The 13,922-nt window shown below is 70.0% G+C and carries 17 protein-coding genes and 1 pseudogene; 14 read left to right on the plus strand and 4 right to left on the minus strand.

The genetic code is table 11. The features are described from left to right. Positions 1-25: 25 nt before the first annotated feature. The 6 genes from ABIA33_RS24440 to ABIA33_RS24465 all read left to right on the plus strand — a co-directional run bounded on the left by ABIA33_RS24440 (position 26) and on the right by ABIA33_RS24465 (position 3,553). A complete protein-coding gene (locus tag ABIA33_RS24440; RefSeq protein ID WP_370084553.1) occupies positions 26-634 on the plus strand; it encodes a helix-turn-helix domain-containing protein in 609 nt (202 codons plus the stop codon). 582 nt (positions 635-1,216) lie between these two features. Then, positions 1,217-1,519, plus strand: a complete 303-nt coding sequence (locus tag ABIA33_RS24445; RefSeq protein ID WP_370084554.1) for a hypothetical protein — start codon at positions 1,217-1,219, stop codon at positions 1,517-1,519. Between the two features lie 26 nt (positions 1,520-1,545). Beyond that, positions 1,546-2,124: a Uma2 family endonuclease gene (locus tag ABIA33_RS24450; RefSeq protein WP_370084555.1), complete on the plus strand. Its 579-nt coding sequence runs from the start codon at positions 1,546-1,548 to the stop codon at positions 2,122-2,124. After that, a complete protein-coding gene (locus tag ABIA33_RS24455) occupies positions 2,121-2,339 on the plus strand; it encodes a helix-turn-helix domain-containing protein (protein WP_370084556.1) in 219 nt (72 codons plus the stop codon). Before ABIA33_RS24450 ends, ABIA33_RS24455 begins: the two co-directional genes overlap by 4 nt. A 320-nt stretch (positions 2,340-2,659) precedes the next feature. Further along, complete coding sequence (locus ABIA33_RS24460) at positions 2,660-2,962, plus strand: hypothetical protein (RefSeq protein WP_370084557.1); 303 nt, start codon at positions 2,660-2,662, stop codon at positions 2,960-2,962. Positions 2,963-3,388: 426 nt separating this feature from the next. Continuing rightward, positions 3,389-3,553, plus strand: coding sequence for a hypothetical protein (locus ABIA33_RS24465; protein WP_370084558.1), 165 nt, complete (start codon positions 3,389-3,391; stop codon positions 3,551-3,553). Positions 3,554-3,886: 333 nt separating this feature from the next. On the opposite strand, the gene ABIA33_RS24470 is transcribed toward ABIA33_RS24465, so the two are convergent. Further along, entirely contained in the window at positions 3,887-4,720 is an 834-nt protein-coding gene (locus ABIA33_RS24470) for a PIG-L family deacetylase (RefSeq protein ID WP_370084559.1), read from the minus strand. Between the two features lie 1,001 nt (positions 4,721-5,721). Between ABIA33_RS24470 and ABIA33_RS24475 the strand changes: the two genes are divergently transcribed. Continuing rightward, the gene (locus ABIA33_RS24475; protein ID WP_370084560.1) at positions 5,722-6,276 is read left to right on the plus strand and encodes a hypothetical protein; all 555 of its coding nucleotides are present in this window, start codon (positions 5,722-5,724) and stop codon (positions 6,274-6,276) included. Here ABIA33_RS24475 and ABIA33_RS24480 read toward each other — a convergent pair. Further along, complete coding sequence (locus ABIA33_RS24480; protein WP_370084561.1) at positions 6,212-6,637, minus strand: VOC family protein; 426 nt, start codon at positions 6,635-6,637, stop codon at positions 6,212-6,214. The two genes, ABIA33_RS24475 and ABIA33_RS24480, sit on opposite strands and share 65 nt — an antisense overlap. Before the next feature lie 1,010 nt (positions 6,638-7,647). Here ABIA33_RS24480 and ABIA33_RS24485 point away from each other — a divergent pair. The 3 genes from ABIA33_RS24485 (at position 7,648) to ABIA33_RS24495 (ending at position 10,101) form a co-directional block, all read left to right on the plus strand. Further along, positions 7,648-7,797 carry a hypothetical protein gene (locus ABIA33_RS24485; RefSeq protein WP_370084562.1) on the plus strand — a complete coding sequence of 50 codons (150 nt, stop codon included), beginning with the start codon at positions 7,648-7,650 and terminating at the stop codon, positions 7,795-7,797. Positions 7,798-8,011: 214 nt separating this feature from the next. Further along, a complete protein-coding gene (locus ABIA33_RS24490) occupies positions 8,012-9,505 on the plus strand; it encodes a histidine kinase (RefSeq protein ID WP_370084563.1) in 1,494 nt (497 codons plus the stop codon). After that, on the plus strand, positions 9,457-10,101 hold the full coding sequence (locus ABIA33_RS24495; protein ID WP_370084564.1) for a response regulator: 645 nt from the start codon (positions 9,457-9,459) through the stop codon (positions 10,099-10,101). Before ABIA33_RS24490 ends, ABIA33_RS24495 begins: the two co-directional genes overlap by 49 nt. 126 nt (positions 10,102-10,227) lie before the next feature. Here ABIA33_RS24495 and ABIA33_RS24500 read toward each other — a convergent pair. Beyond that, positions 10,228-10,383: pseudogene (locus ABIA33_RS24500) on the minus strand (hypothetical protein); the annotation flags it as partial. A gap of 164 nt (positions 10,384-10,547) precedes the next feature. After that, the gene (locus ABIA33_RS24505; protein ID WP_370084565.1) at positions 10,548-11,075 is read right to left on the minus strand and encodes a hypothetical protein; all 528 of its coding nucleotides are present in this window, start codon (positions 11,073-11,075) and stop codon (positions 10,548-10,550) included. A gap of 635 nt (positions 11,076-11,710) precedes the next feature. Here ABIA33_RS24505 and ABIA33_RS24510 point away from each other — a divergent pair. The 4 genes from ABIA33_RS24510 to ABIA33_RS24525 all read left to right on the plus strand — a co-directional run bounded on the left by ABIA33_RS24510 (position 11,711) and on the right by ABIA33_RS24525 (position 13,801). Continuing rightward, complete coding sequence (locus ABIA33_RS24510) at positions 11,711-12,148, plus strand: hypothetical protein (RefSeq protein ID WP_370084567.1); 438 nt, start codon at positions 11,711-11,713, stop codon at positions 12,146-12,148. Next, positions 12,145-12,456: a transcriptional regulator gene (locus tag ABIA33_RS24515; protein ID WP_370084569.1), complete on the plus strand. Its 312-nt coding sequence runs from the start codon at positions 12,145-12,147 to the stop codon at positions 12,454-12,456. The genes ABIA33_RS24510 and ABIA33_RS24515 overlap by 4 nt, the downstream gene beginning before the upstream one ends. 322 nt (positions 12,457-12,778) lie before the next feature. After that, a complete protein-coding gene (locus ABIA33_RS24520; protein WP_370084570.1) occupies positions 12,779-13,522 on the plus strand; it encodes a DUF6193 family natural product biosynthesis protein in 744 nt (247 codons plus the stop codon). A 39-nt stretch (positions 13,523-13,561) separates the two neighbouring features. After that, positions 13,562-13,801 carry a recombinase family protein gene (locus tag ABIA33_RS24525; protein ID WP_370084571.1) on the plus strand — a complete coding sequence of 80 codons (240 nt, stop codon included), beginning with the start codon at positions 13,562-13,564 and terminating at the stop codon, positions 13,799-13,801. Positions 13,802-13,922 lie beyond the last annotated feature (121 nt).

The following is a 13,922-nucleotide window of genomic DNA, read 5'->3' on the forward strand; positions in this document are numbered from 1 at the left end:
CCGCCATCCAGGAAGGAGGTGCACCATGTCCGACCAGAACCCCCCGATCTTCGACGCCGTCGACGCACTGCTCGCCGCAGTAGAGACCGGCGCCGTACTCCCGCCACCGGAAGAGCGTGCCCGACTGCGCCGAGCGGCCGGGCTCACGGAGGCCGCCGTCGCGCAAGCACTCAAAGTCCGCCCCGCCAGCACCTCCGCATGGGAGTCCGGGCGCAGCGAGCCGACCGGCGAGAAGTTCGACGCTTACCGCCGCGTGCTCGAAGGCCTCGCGACCAAGTTCCCCACCACTCCGGCCACTGTGCCTTCGCCCGAGCCCGCCGACCAGCCACCGGCCCCGGCCGCTGCGCCTGCGCCCGCCGCGGCGGCAGTGGACCCTGCAACTCCCGTGCCCTCTGTTGCACCGGCCAAGGGGCGGCGTCCGGCCGCACGCGCCAAGTCACCGGCGACGGCGAGCACGCCGATCCCTGCCGCGGACCCGCGGTTCGCCAATGGCCCGTTGCTGGTGCTGGACGGCGACGGCTGCGCCTACGGCATCGGGGGCCTGATCCTGGACTGCCCGGCGACCACGGTCTCGGCCCTGGTGGAGTGGACCCTGTTCTCCCGGGTTCGAGGTTGTCAACACCGAGACCCATGAGTCGGCCCCGCGTTCGCGGGGATGCTCCGTCGCCGACGTTGGCCAGCCACGACAGGGGATTGTCGGCCCCGAGCTCGCGGGGATGCTCCCCGGGAAGGCACCTACGGCGGCCTGGCCATCATGTCGGCCCCGCGCTCACGGGGATGCTCCTTTCGGCATCGACCTGAACAACGTGCCCTGCGCGCCGTGGGCTGCTGGCCGGGATTGCCGGTTCTCTTGCCCAGTCGACGGCGGCCGAGGGACGGCACGGCCTTCCCGCAGCAGACTGATAGCGAAGCTATTTTGTCCGCTTCTGTACCGAAAGGACGGCGCAATCGAGAAGGAGGCGTCCCGCCGTGGTTCAGCGGAATCAGCCACCTGGAAACCGACCAAATTGGGGGCCGTCCCGGCAAGCCTCACGTCCAGCCGAAACCCACCCCCTGCGCTTTCCCCGCTTGCGCATCTTCACGTTGGCCGTGCCTCGGGCGGAGGCGTCGGCCGCGTCCGGCTACGAGTTCGGACGACTCCGGAAGGGCCTTGGACGACCCCTGACGGGTTCGGACGAACCTGGACGGGGCGCGACTGCTGATCCCGTCGGCGTCGATGACCGCCTGTTACGGTCCCCAGGTCCAGGTCCAGGTCCAGGTCCAGGTCCAGGGCGCGGCGGCGGCGGCCCTCGCCGTGGTCGTACTTCGCGCACCGGCGCCCGCAGATCCTGCAACGCTGGCGTCGGCCCTTGGCCGGGCGCAGCGGGTGGGATCCGGCGAGGGGATGCCGTTGACGACCGGCAGCCCCGTGGGCTCCTCGGGTGGGTCGAAGGCGGCGGCTGTCGTCATGGCCGAGCAGAGCAATGGCCTGCGGCGGCGGCAGCGTGCTGTGCGGGTCTACGTCTGCGGCCGAATATGACGTTCTGGTCATATAGACTTTGTGGCATGACAGAGAGGGAGATCTACCGGCACTTGCGTGAGTTGCGCGACGATTTCACACCGCCGCACGGGTTGGGTTGGCCGGAGATCAGTGACGGCCAGATCGTGATGATGATGAGCCCGCGGCCGCGTCACCAGCTCACCGCCAAGCTCATCTCCCGCCAACTCGACGCCCAACTCGACTCAGGCTTGATCGCGGCGGAGGCCACCGATGTCGAGGAGGAGTCCCTCGGCAAGCTCCGTATCCCGGACATCCTCGTGGTCCCTGAGGCCGCGATGGACACCGACGACCCGATCGACCCCCGTGAGATCCTCCTCGCCGTCGAGATCGTCTCCCCGTCCAATCCGTCCAATGACTACGAGGCCAAGCTTCGCGACTACCCGGCGATGGGGATCCCCCACTACCTGATCGTGGACCCGCGCGATGGCACCTGCCGCTACTACCACGGCATCGTCCGCGAGGACGGTCGGCCCTCATACGACAACCGCCACGGCTACAGTTACGGCGACGTCATCACGGTCGAGGGCTGGACCATCGAAACCGCAGGCCTTCCCCGTTACAGCGGCAAGGACCTCAAGCGATGAACACCGAACCGGCCGCGCTGGTCCGCAGGTGGCGTATGCAGCGCGGCTTGACCCAGGCAGAACTCGCCGCCCGCTCCGCTACCGCCCAGGCTGTGATCTCCCGCATCGAGTCCGGACGCGCCACACCCAGCCTCGACGCGCTCACGCGCATCGCCGAAGCACTCGAATGCTCGATAGTGCTCGACTTCGCACCGCACAGCGTGGTCGATCGATAGTCCTGCTGGTGTCGGCCGGCGGATCTGGGCCGGTCGGCGCTGTGTGGAGGAGTAGTTCGACGCTCCCGCACGGGTGAGGTGGAGCGTAATGCTGGGCGCCGGATGGTGGGGCGCGTGAACGCGGCGGCCGGCGCCGTCGGGGAGCGGCTGATGCCCGCCGGGTGGAGTGACATGCGTGTCTGCGGTTCGAAGTACGACAGGGTCCGCGACATGTGGCACCTGTCCGAGGTCGCGAAGCTCATCCGTGAGGACATCAAGTTCGTCCGCAAGATCGGCCTCAGGAGCGCCGGGCCCGGTGCGCTGGCCGTCGCGCGGACCCGGTGGCCGACGTGCTGGAGGGCATCACGTTCGCGGTGCGGACCCGGAAGTACTGCGGTGGCGGCTCCATCGACATCGTCATCCGGAACATTCCCCAGGAGTGGGGCTACACCACTGGCGTCGAGGACCGCGGCAACGAGCGGCGGACCGCGACTGCGGCACTGAAGGCCCTGCTCGACGAGCTGCGCCCGGTCCACGGCGCCGACAACTACGACGGCTCCGACCTGAGGACCGACCACTTCGACGTCAACTACTACGGCGGCGTCCGGGCCGAACAGCCCGAAGGCTGGGCCGGCAGCATCTGACCGCCCATGTCTCCCGGGCCCCGCCCTCGCGCGGTTGGACGGCGGGGCCCGATGCTGGCACGGGTGGGCTGCGCCCGGCGCCGGGGTGCTGCCCGCTGTCCTCGCCGGGGTGCTCCGTGTCCGGTTCCCTGGCGGTCCCCGCCCGGGTCGTCCGGGTGGAGAATCTGGCCGCGTATCCGTACGTGTCCTTCTGCGATGCGGCGCTGACTGCTGCCCCGGCCCTGCTGGACGTCTCGCACTGTGAGGTGTGTGCGGTCATCCGCGGCGAGTCCTACCTGAACCTGGTGCCGTGCCGCCCGGAGACCGTGCATCACCTGACGGTGTGGAGGCCCGCCGACTGGGCGGTGGTCGTGCCCGCTGACCGTCTCGACGACCGGATCGGCCGGTTCTACCTGGCGGGCCGCATCACCACCGGCGGCCACCTGGTTGGCCAGCAACTGGGACCGCGAGCGTGGCGAGGGGCACACCCGGCCCGGCTACCTGCACGCGGTGCTCGCGCCGATCGCCCGCGACGTCGACGCCGCCGTCTCAGATGCGAAGACCCAGGCCTTGCGGCTGGTCGCCGAGATGCGCGTGCAGGGCTCGCTTTAGGCGCACCGGCGTCGTCGCGCTCGCCGCTCGGGCCGGGTCGCAGCAGCGCCCCGGCCAGGCCCTGCCGCTCCCGCCCGCAGGCCCGGTCTGTGGCTGGGCCCTGTTCTTCACCAGTCGCCTGCCGTACGGATCGTGACGGGTCGGGGGCCGCACCGAATCGAAGGAGTACTGCTGAAATCGGCCCCGCCGACATCTGGTTCAGCCTGTGCGGCGTGTCCTGGTCGATGCCGCCCGTCGACTCGTCTGATGGACCGCCACGGGCCACGTCGACTGTCGGCCTGCTCCGGTGTCCCGCAGTAGCTGCAAGCAGTCAAGGCCGAGGTGAGGCGAGTGTCAGCGCAGTCCGGCGAAGAGGTCGTTCTCGGGCACGGCCGCGCCGGTGTCGTCCTGGACCCGGACGAAGGTCTCCACGCCCATCAGCTCGGTGAACCTCACCTTGCCCATTTTGAGGAAGAAGATGTTCTCGCCCTGGCTGGCGTGCGCAGCCAGCGCGTCGAACTTCTGACCGCCGAACTCGGTGGTGTCCACCCAGGTGGTGATCTCCTCGTCCGGGAGTCCGATCTCGGGCATCTCGGCGGCCTCGGCCGCATCCGGCTCCTCCCAGTCCGCGCCGAACTCGCGCATGACCTCCCCGAACCGCTGCATCATCGAGCGCGGCGCCGTTGTCCAGTACACCTTCGGCGTCATCGTGGTCATCGCCAGAGCCGCCATCGTGATGCGGTTTGCCTGGATGTGGTCGGGGTGGCCATAGAACCCGTTCTCGTCGTAGGTCACGACCACATCGGGCCGGTAGAGGCGCAGGAGCTCGGCGAGGCGGGCTGCGCCCTTTTCCACGGGCGTCTGCCAAAAGGACCCGGGGGCGTCGTTGGCCGGCCAGCCCATCATCCCGGAGTCGGCGTAGTCCAACATCTCCAGATGGCTGACCTTCAGGACTTCGCAGCTCGCCTTGAGTTCTTGACGCCGCATCGCGGCCACGGTCTGCGGATCGTGCCCGGGCTCGCCCGGCTTGACTCCTCCCGGTCCGTCACCGCAACCGCCGTCGGTGCACGTGACGAGGACCGTGCGAATGCCCTCCTGCGCATAACGCGCGAGGACACCCCCTGTGCCAGTCGCCTCGTCGTCGGGGTGGGCGTGCACTGCCATCAGCGTCAAGGGCCGGTCACTCATAAAACAGTCCTCCTGTGTAAAGCTGGTTCTGAATCTGCGGCGTGCGGGCAGGTGGTCGCCCGCACTGTCGGGCGGACAGGGCCTGGGGCAGCCGGGCAGCCCCAAGGGCCCAGCATCACGCTTGGCGGATGACCTGTGGATCTCTGCCCCCGCCCGCGCCGGTCCCTGCGCCAGTGCAACAGTGTCGGCCAGGCTGGCTGTTCCCGCTCCGGGCCGCGGGACGCGCTCCATGTTCACTTCGGATCCCTTCCCTCGGTCATGAAACCGGGTGCCACGACAACCCGTCGCCTCATGCGTCAGCTGCGCGCCTGCGGGGCTACGGTCTCCTACGACCCGGACATCCGCTCGGCGCTCTTCGGTGAACGCACCGTCGGTCTCGCCGCCGTAGAGGAGTGCGTCGCGCTTAAGCCACCTGGTCAAGGCCAGCGAGGAGGACCTCCAATGGCTGTACCCCGGCGTTTCGGCGCGCGAGAGCGCCGCCCGCTGGCTCGCACCGGCCCGGCGTCGCCGCTGTGGCCGGGCCGACCCCGGGCGCCTGACTGCTGCCGTCGTGTCCGAGTGTGCCGTCCAGGACCCCGTTCTTCCTGCCGAAGGGGGACGGGGTCCTTCCTGCTCGCGGGTCGGCCGGGGACAGGTGCGGGGATACCCGGGTGGTCCCGGGCGGGGCTGCTGTGTGCCGGTTCGTGCCGGGCGGTCTTGGCCTGTCGCCGGGTTTCCGCTGTGCTGCGTGCGACTGTGCCCGTGTCGGCCGGATCGGATCGGATCGGCGCGCGCGGGGGCATGGGTTCCCCGGTTCCTGGGCCGCCGGCCTGGCCGGAGCAGTGCATCGCGTAGATCACCGCCAGGCCGGGAGAGTTGGGGTCTGCTGCCCGGCCGACTGGTCCTAGATTTACGAGTAGTCGATGGTTCGCCTGCGGCCGGGGCGAGCCGTCGCTGTGGTCCGGGTTCTGTCCCTGACACACGCACCTCTCCCCCCTTCCACTGATCTGGAGTTGCTGCCCATGTCCTGTTCGACCGCACCGTCGTCGCCCTCCATAACGCCCTCACCGCCGCAGTGGCCGTCTCGTTCGCGGCTGGTGGTCGCCAGGCAGGTGGAGGCGCTTGGGCAGGCCGCGGCCCAGCAGGTCGCGGCGTTGATCGCGGACACGGTCACCGCGGTGTATGCGTCGGCTGCCTACCTGGTGCTGGGATCGTCGTGGGGCCGCTCCCTCTGGCTGGCCAGTATGCGCGTCGCCGAGGGCACTGTGCTGCACTTGTTCGACGGCTTTCCGCCGAAGCGGCTGCCCGCTCTGTCCGCCGGTCATCCGCTGCTCGCCGAGTGGGGCGAGGTAGACGCGTTCGACCCGTGCCAGCTCCAGCACGCCTTGAAGCAACTCCTGGACGGCGGCATGGTGCGGGAGGTGCTCCCTGGTGACCTGCCCTGCGAGGCAGGCGTGGATCCCGAGCGCGACGGCGAGGTGGGTCTTGCCGGTGCCGACGGTCCGAGCAGGATCACGTTCTCGCGGGCGTGCAGGAAGTCGAGCTGTCCGAGGTGCTCGACGGATCCATCCACATGACCTGCCAGCCGTGGCCGTCGAGGTCGTAGAAGCTGCGTGAGTACATGAAGCCGTGGTCCTCGGGGCCATCCGCCTCGGCGCCGCCCGCGGCGAGCGCAGCCTCAGCGACCGTGTCGACCTCATCGCGGGCTGACACGCTGAAGCAGTAGAGCGCCAGCGTGTGCGTGGTGGGATCGGCCATCGGCAGCTTCGAGAACTGTGCGAACGTCTCGTGGCTGAGCAGCATGACGCAGGCTTGCTCGCCGACCAGCATGCTGGCGGCGGTCTCGTCGGTGAACATCGGGTTGTAGCTGAACCCGAGCCGCGCGAAGAACGCCTTGCTGCGCTCGATGTCCGCCACGGGGATGTTCACGAACAGCATGCGGCCGGCGTGTGCGGGAGCGGTCATGATGGGTCTCCAGTCCGAGGTTCGATGGTGTACACCGGGGTAGACCGGCCCAGCCTGCGGAACTCATCGGTGGATTTCGGAACTCGCATCGAGCGACAGGCCGAAGCCGGGGGGGGAACAACTGTCAAGGCCGGTTGAAAAGTGGACCAGTCGCGCGCCGCAGCGGCGCAGGTGGACCGGTCCTCAGTACCAACACCCGCTTCCCGGGCCCCTGCTACGCCTTGGCGCACCGAGTCGTGTACTGGGGCGACCCGGTGGCCGACGAGGTCCGCCACGACTACGCCTGCGCCCAGCACCTGCACAAGCTCCTGGCGACCCGTACCCCGGACGCGGAGTTCGCCGCGATATGTTCCGCAGCATCCCTGCCGCTATGGTCGCCGACCACGTCAGGCAGCAGCAGACCGACTGACCTCTGTCGCCTGCCCCGCCCTTGGCCCCGCGACGCCTGCGCCGACCGGCTCGGCGCCGTCGACCTGACCGTCCTGGGCCCAGCACGCGTTTGTGGGTCAGCTGGTCTTGGAAGTCGGTGCCGGAGTCAAGGGATCGCCGTTCAGTCCGGTGTCTTCCGGGAAGGACCACCAAAGCTCCTTGTCTGTGGTCAGGAACGGTGCCCGCACGCCGACCTCGCCTCCGAAGTCGAGTACGTCCGCGATGTCATGGAGGTATGCCGCCAAGGACGGCCATCCGTATCCAAAGGAACCCGTGCTGTCGTGATGCGCGTCTCCTACGCGACCCCGGTGCGGCCCGTGCCGCATGTCGATGATCTGCGAATCGCCGTCGCTCTGGGCCCACGGGATCCACTGGGGATGCCACCAGGGCTCACCCCCCTCCTCCTCGTTCCGGCACCGGACAACCCGGCAGGGCCCGCCGAAGGCGACACCTCGGCCGCTCGTACCCGTCGTGGCCATGGCCGCCAACACCACCCGCTTGCGCCGTACACCCCCGGGAAGTCACCCGATGCAGGCGCCGTCCAACCTGGTGGTTTGTACGACGTCGGCGACCTGGGTCTGATCCATGTCCAGTCCGCGTACTTCGGGCAGCCCGAGCGGCGTGCGGTGACGATCAGTCTGGGCTCGGCGGGTGACCGCAGCGGCTACGGCCTGAGCGCCTGCACATCGACGACTGGCATCTGACGGGCGCCGCCACCGGTCAGCCTGGGTGCGGTGCAGAGCGCCGACGGGCCCCGTTCGTGCTGGGAGGGTGTATCCAGGTACACCCCCGTTTCGGGGTCCACACCCAGGGCGGGCCACTCCGCGACCTGGGCACACTGGGCTGCGAAGATCCGCATCCGGTCGGCGACTTGACGAGTCGAGGGACCGAGGAGCTGAGGAGCCGAGGAGGCCCACCGTGAGTGCGAACACTGTGACCGGAGCCGCTGCCCAGGTGGGCCGTTTGCTCGCCGCCGGCTTGCAGACGCTGTACGTGGTCGGGCTGGCTGTGGCGGGGACCGCAGCTCTACTGGCGGCCCCGGTTCTGGTGTTCGCGACGGTGATCGGCGTGGACGACAGGATCGGCCCGGCGGGCGGCGGCCGGTTCCATCTCATCTTCGGCCTGCTGTTGGCGGTGGTTCCGTGCGCGGTCTGGGGCCTGAGCTGGGCGACCGGGGCCGGCGGGCGGGCCGCCGGGGCGGCGCTGCTCGCCCCGGGAGTCCTGGCGGTGGCCGCGACGACGACCTACGGCGGCGCACCGCCCGGCGGTGGGCATGGGGTGGTGTGGCCGGCCCTGGCGCTGCTCCCGCTCGGAGTGCTCAGCGCGCGCTGGGTGGCGGCGGAGACCAGGCGGCTGGTCGGACGCTGGACCGGGGTGGCCATCGAGCAGCCGTACCGGCCCGCTCCGCAACGGTCCGCGAACGCGTGGCAGAAGGTGTCGTGGCGGAGCCTGTCGTGGCGGAGCCTGCGGTGGCGCGCCGGCGGGTGGCTGACGGATCCGGCGACCTGGCGGGACGTGGCGTGGACGGCCCTGACCGGCTGCGCGGTCCTGGCACCGGCCGCCGGGTGCGCGGCAGCCGCAGCGATACCGTGGCTGCTCGGACCGCCGGCGCTCTTCGTGCTCTATCTGGCCGCCCTCTTCCTGTCTCCGCTGATCGGCCTGTGGGCCGCCCCGCTGCTGCTGACCCTCCACGCCCGGGGTGCCCGCGCGCTGCTCGGGCCGACCCGGCAGGCCGAACTCGCCCTGCGGGTCCACCACCTGGCGCAGACCAGGGCCGACACCATCGACTCCGGAGCGGCGGAGATGCGCCGGATCGAGCGGGACTTGCACGACGGCGCGCAGGCCCGGTTGGTCGCGCTGGGCATGGTGCTCAGTGCCGCCGAGCACCTGATTGACAGCAATCCCGAGGCCGCGCGGGCCATGCTCGTCGAGGCCAAGTCCTCCTCGGCCAAGGCGCTGGGCGAGCTGCGCGACCTGGTCCGGGGCATCCACCCGCCGGTGCTCGCCGACCGCGGTCTGGCCGACGCGGTCCAGGCGCTGGCCCTCGACCTGCCGCTGCCGGTGCGGTTCGCTGGCGGGCTGACCGGACGTCCGCCCGCGCCGGTCGAGTCGGCGGCCTACTTCGCGGTCAGCGAACTGCTGGCCAACGTCACCAAGCATGCCGGGGCCACCCAGGTGTGGATCGAGATCGGCCATACTGGCGCAATGCTCCGGATCGGCGTCACCGACGACGGCCACGGCGGTGCCGACCCCGCCGTCGGCAGCGGACTGCGCGGGATCGAGCGCCGGCTGGCCGCGTTCGACGGCGTCCTCGCCGTAAGCAGCCCACCGGGCGGGCCCACCATCGCGAACCTGGAGGTTCCGTGCGCGTTGTCATCGCCGAAGACCTCTTCCTGCTCAGGGACGGTCTGATCCGCCTGCTCGAGGCGCACGGGATGCAGGTCACGGCGGCCGTCGAGACCGGCGACGAACTGCTGGCAGCGGTGGCGAAGGAGCGGCCCGACATCGCCATCGTGGACGTCCGGCTGCCGCCGACCTTCACCGACGAGGGCCTGCGCGCTGCCTTGACAGCCCGTCAGACACAGCCCGGACTACCGGTACTGGTGCTGTCGCAGTATGTGGAGCAGCTGTACGCACGAGAGTTGCTGGCCGATGGCAGCGGCGGGATCGGCTACCTGCTCAAGGACCGGGTCCTCGACAGCGACCAGTTCGTGGACGCGGTGCGCCGGGTCGCCCTCGGCGGCACCGCGATGGACCCCGAGGTGATCAGCCGCCTGCTCACCCACAACTCCTCCGCCGGGCCGGTCGCGGCCGTCACCCCGCGCGAGCGGCAGGTGCTGGCACTGATGGCGGAGGGCCGGTCGAACGCAGCCATCGCACAGCAGCTGGTGATCAGCGAACGGGCCGTCGCCAAGCACACCGCGTCGATCTTCGTGCGGCTGGACCTCCAGCCCTCGGACGACGACAACCGCCGGGTGCTCGCCGTGCTGGCGTACCTCAATCGGTGACCCACCCTTCCGGCGTCGGCGGGTGGCCGCCCAGCGCGCGCCAGACCAGGGGCGCGGCGCGGGGGGCCAGTCCGGCGGGACGGGTGCGCCTGCGAGGGCACGGCCGTACCAGCTTCCGGTGCACATCGTCAGGGCGACCGTCACGTCGGCGTCGTCGTCGATCACTCCCAGGCTGCGGGCACTGTCGAAGATCGCGAGGAGCCGTCGCCGTCGCGGGGCGATCACCCGGTCGCGGTAGTGGCCCAGGACGTGCGGTGACCAGGCCCCCGGGGCCACCGGCACTTCGCCGTGCTGGTGCGCGAGCCGGGCGGGATGCTCCTGGGCAGGTTCACGCGCGACGGCTGCACCACCCGCGGCACGTTGTACGCGGTGGTGCTGAGCCGCAAACGGGCCGGGGAGATCACCGGCGAGGTCAATACCGGGGGTTGCTGTCCTGCGTGGGAGGGTCAGGGCCGTTCCCGTCCGTCAAGGCGGTCTTGGGCGGCTGCGCCCGGCTGCCAGGCGTAGACGCGGACGGGGTCGAGGTGGAGTTCGTTGGGTCCCATGCAGTCGGCGGCCCAGGTGGCCAGGCGTGAGCCGCAGGCGCAGCCCAGGTTGGGGCCGTGCGCGCCGGTGGGGCCGCAGCACCCGGTCCAGTTGTCCCCGCACGTGAAGGGATCGAGGCGGGGCAGGACGTCGTCGGGGTGGACGACGAGGCTGTCGCGCTGGCCCGCGGAGATGGTGGACCCGGTGCCGGTCCGCAGCAGCCCGCGGCCCCTGCTGCGGGTGTGCTGGCGGGGTGCGGCGGCCGCCCTGAAAGGTGCGCCCCACGGATCGGGGTCGATGGCGTAGTGCCCGCGCGGGACGGTGGAGCGGGCCCGCTGGGTCTTCTTGTCCCGGCCCTCGTCCGGGTCGTCGACGTCCGGGACGGCGGGCAGTGCCACCAGATCCCCGGTGAGCGCGGTTCCGCACCTGGCGCAGGAGAAGACGGTCACACCTCGGGTTCTACCACGTGCCGGGCCGGCCCGCCACTGAGTAGATGGGCTGGCTGGCGAGGGAGCCGGAGCGTCGCCGTCCTGCCGTGACTCGGCATCCGCAGATGGGAATCGGGGCGAGCAAGCTGTCCCATCCAGCAGCGAGGGGTAGGGACTTTCTGGGCTCTGACCGGGTCAGCGTGAATGATCACGACGGCGGCTGACGGCCGGTCATGCCGGGCGCCGCAACCGCTGCTGCTGCGCCGTGGCGAAACGCGTGCGGCAGCAGCGCAGCAGCGGTGTGCAGCGAGGAAACCGCTGTGGTGGCGGCCTCGGGATCAATCGGGCAGTGGTTAGCGGTAAGCCCGCTCGGCCGCTACAGCTTCCGTGGCTCCGGCACGGTCGGCGGCGCGCTGCGACCCTTGCGCGACCCGGCCCGTGCGGTTCGTCAGCGATGATCAGGATGTCCTTGGCGGTGCGGCCGGGCCGGTCCAAGCGCCGACCGGGTGGTCGCCGGCGGGTCTGGCGACCGTCGCCCCTGTGCGGGCGGCCTGGCGGCGGCGCGTCACCAATGGCATGGCGGTCCCGTTCACGCCTGTTTCCATAGTAGAAAGTTGTGTGTTGCCGACTTGGAAACTCTAGGGTAGCTTTCCATCATGAAAACCGATGAGATCCCGGAGCGTCCCTCTCCGTTGGAGGCGGCCGCCGCGCTTGAGGCCGCCAGGCAAGCCCGAACCGCGGGCCACACGTCGATCCAGGCCTGGCTCTTCCTGGTCTATGGCCTGATGGCGACCGTTATCATGCTGCTCCACCCCTCGTCCGGCTTGCTCACGCTTGCGGTGGTCAGCACCTATGGGGTGGGCGTCGTGGCGGCTGAGCACGTCTATTACAGGCGGGTCGTCGCGGCCGGCGTCGTGCCCCGGAAACTCACCATTCGCCAGACGGTGGTCGTGGGGGCGCCCACGGCCGCACTGTGGATCGCCCTTGCGTTCCTGAACGAGACGTGGGGGTGGATCATCGGCGCCGTGGTGGTCGGATGCTGGACGGCCGGATACGGACTCGTGCACAGCCGGCGTGCGCGGACCCGGGCATGAAGACGGACACCAGGTCGCCAGACGGTTTCGACGCCACGATCCACGCGGAGAACCGGCTGCGGATCTGCGCGCTGCTGGAAGCGGTGGAGCAGATCGAATTCGCCCTAGTACAGGAGCGGCTACAGGTCAGTGCCTCGGTGCTGAGCAAACACGTCAGCGTGCTGATGGACGCCGGCTACGTGCAGCAGACCAGGGCCGTGCGCGACACCCGCCAGCGCGTCTGGCTCTCGCTCACCAGTCCTGGCCGGGCGGCCTACCACGCTCACCTCGCGGCCCTGCGTGCGATCGTGGGAGAGTCACCGGAGTGAAGGACGGGCCGTACGACGCGGAGAGTTAGTATCAAGGTTTGTTGTAGTAGGTGCCTCGGCTGCAGCGAGGCCCCTAGAGCCGTGTCAGCGGTCCGCGTCCTGTGTCTTTGTGCTGGTCGCGTCGGTCCTTCCGGGCACGCCCGGAAGGACCGACGTAGAGGATGTGGACCGCATCCGCAGAGAGTGGAGCTACCCAGAGGCCGGGTCCGGCCGCAGGCTGCGGTCGGACCCGGGTCTGCGGTCCGACACCTTCGCGGTGACCTGGTCGTTGGCCTCGGCAGGCCAACCCGGCGCGCCACACAGGCATGAAGATCGGAACATCATGAGTCGCGAACCAGACCCAGCCGTCCTCTACCCGGACGTGGCCGCCCACGGCAGCCTCGCCGCAGCACTCCAAGCCGCAGCCGCTGACCAAGGCCTGTCCCTTCCCCTGGCCGTCACCCCGTCCGATCCACTGCGTCATGCCACGATCACCAGTGTCGTCCCGCATCGCCGCTCGTCCTACATCGCGGCGTGGCATCACGAGCGAAACTGGACCATCTGGGGCTCGTCCAACGACAGGCTCATGCTCTGCGGCAACACCAAGGACATACGTGAACTTCCCCAAGTGATCCGCGGCTGGGCGAAGGGGGCCAGCCTCGACGAGATCAGGCAGGCCGCGACCTTTGACCTTCTGACCGGACGTTTCGAGGTCCCCGACAACAACCCCGCCGACGTCATCGCCTCAGAGTGGCAGTGGCTGCTGAAGGAGGCCGATCACGCCGACTGGCCGCAGTACCAGGCGCTCATCGAGTCCGCCCACGCCGAACCGAAGCTCCGCAGGCTCTACCCCTTCACGAGCCACTGGGCACTGAGCTTCTCCAACACGCCCGACTACCCGTTCTCCCCGTCCTTCGTCTCGATCGACTCACCCCGGGGAACCGGCGACTACACGATCAGAGAGTGGTGGAACGGCCCCGCCCTGCACCACGTCACCACAGCCGCCGAAGCGATCGCCATCGCCGTCGGCCGGATCCCTGCCGACCTGCTCCAGACGTCTTCTGAGAACCTTGCACAAGACTCCTGAGAGCGACACCGGCGACCCCGGGAAGGGAAACGATCGGGCATGGCCGACCGCATCTACCTCCGGCATTCCACCGACAAGCAGACCGACGCGCGCCAACGGCATGCCCTGGCCGCGCTGCTGGCCGCCGGCGCCCCCGTCTACGAGGACCCCGCCACCTCCGCCCGCCAACTCTCCCTCGACCGTGCCGGCTTCACCCGACTCCTGCACGAGGCCGCCGTAGGCGACACCATCCGCATCGCCGACGCCGCCCGCCTCACGGCCACGGCGACCGCCCCCTGATCTCCGAAGCCGGGAGCGGGTTTACCGCTAACCGCTGCCCGATTGATCCCCGAGGCCGGTTGGGTAAGCGCGTTGTCCGGGGTAACCCCTGCGCTGGTTACCCGATGCCGCTGCGGCCGTC

This window comes from Streptacidiphilus sp. MAP12-16 (assembly GCF_041262165.1).
In the GTDB taxonomy this organism is placed as follows: domain Bacteria; phylum Actinomycetota; class Actinomycetes; order Streptomycetales; family Streptomycetaceae; genus Streptacidiphilus.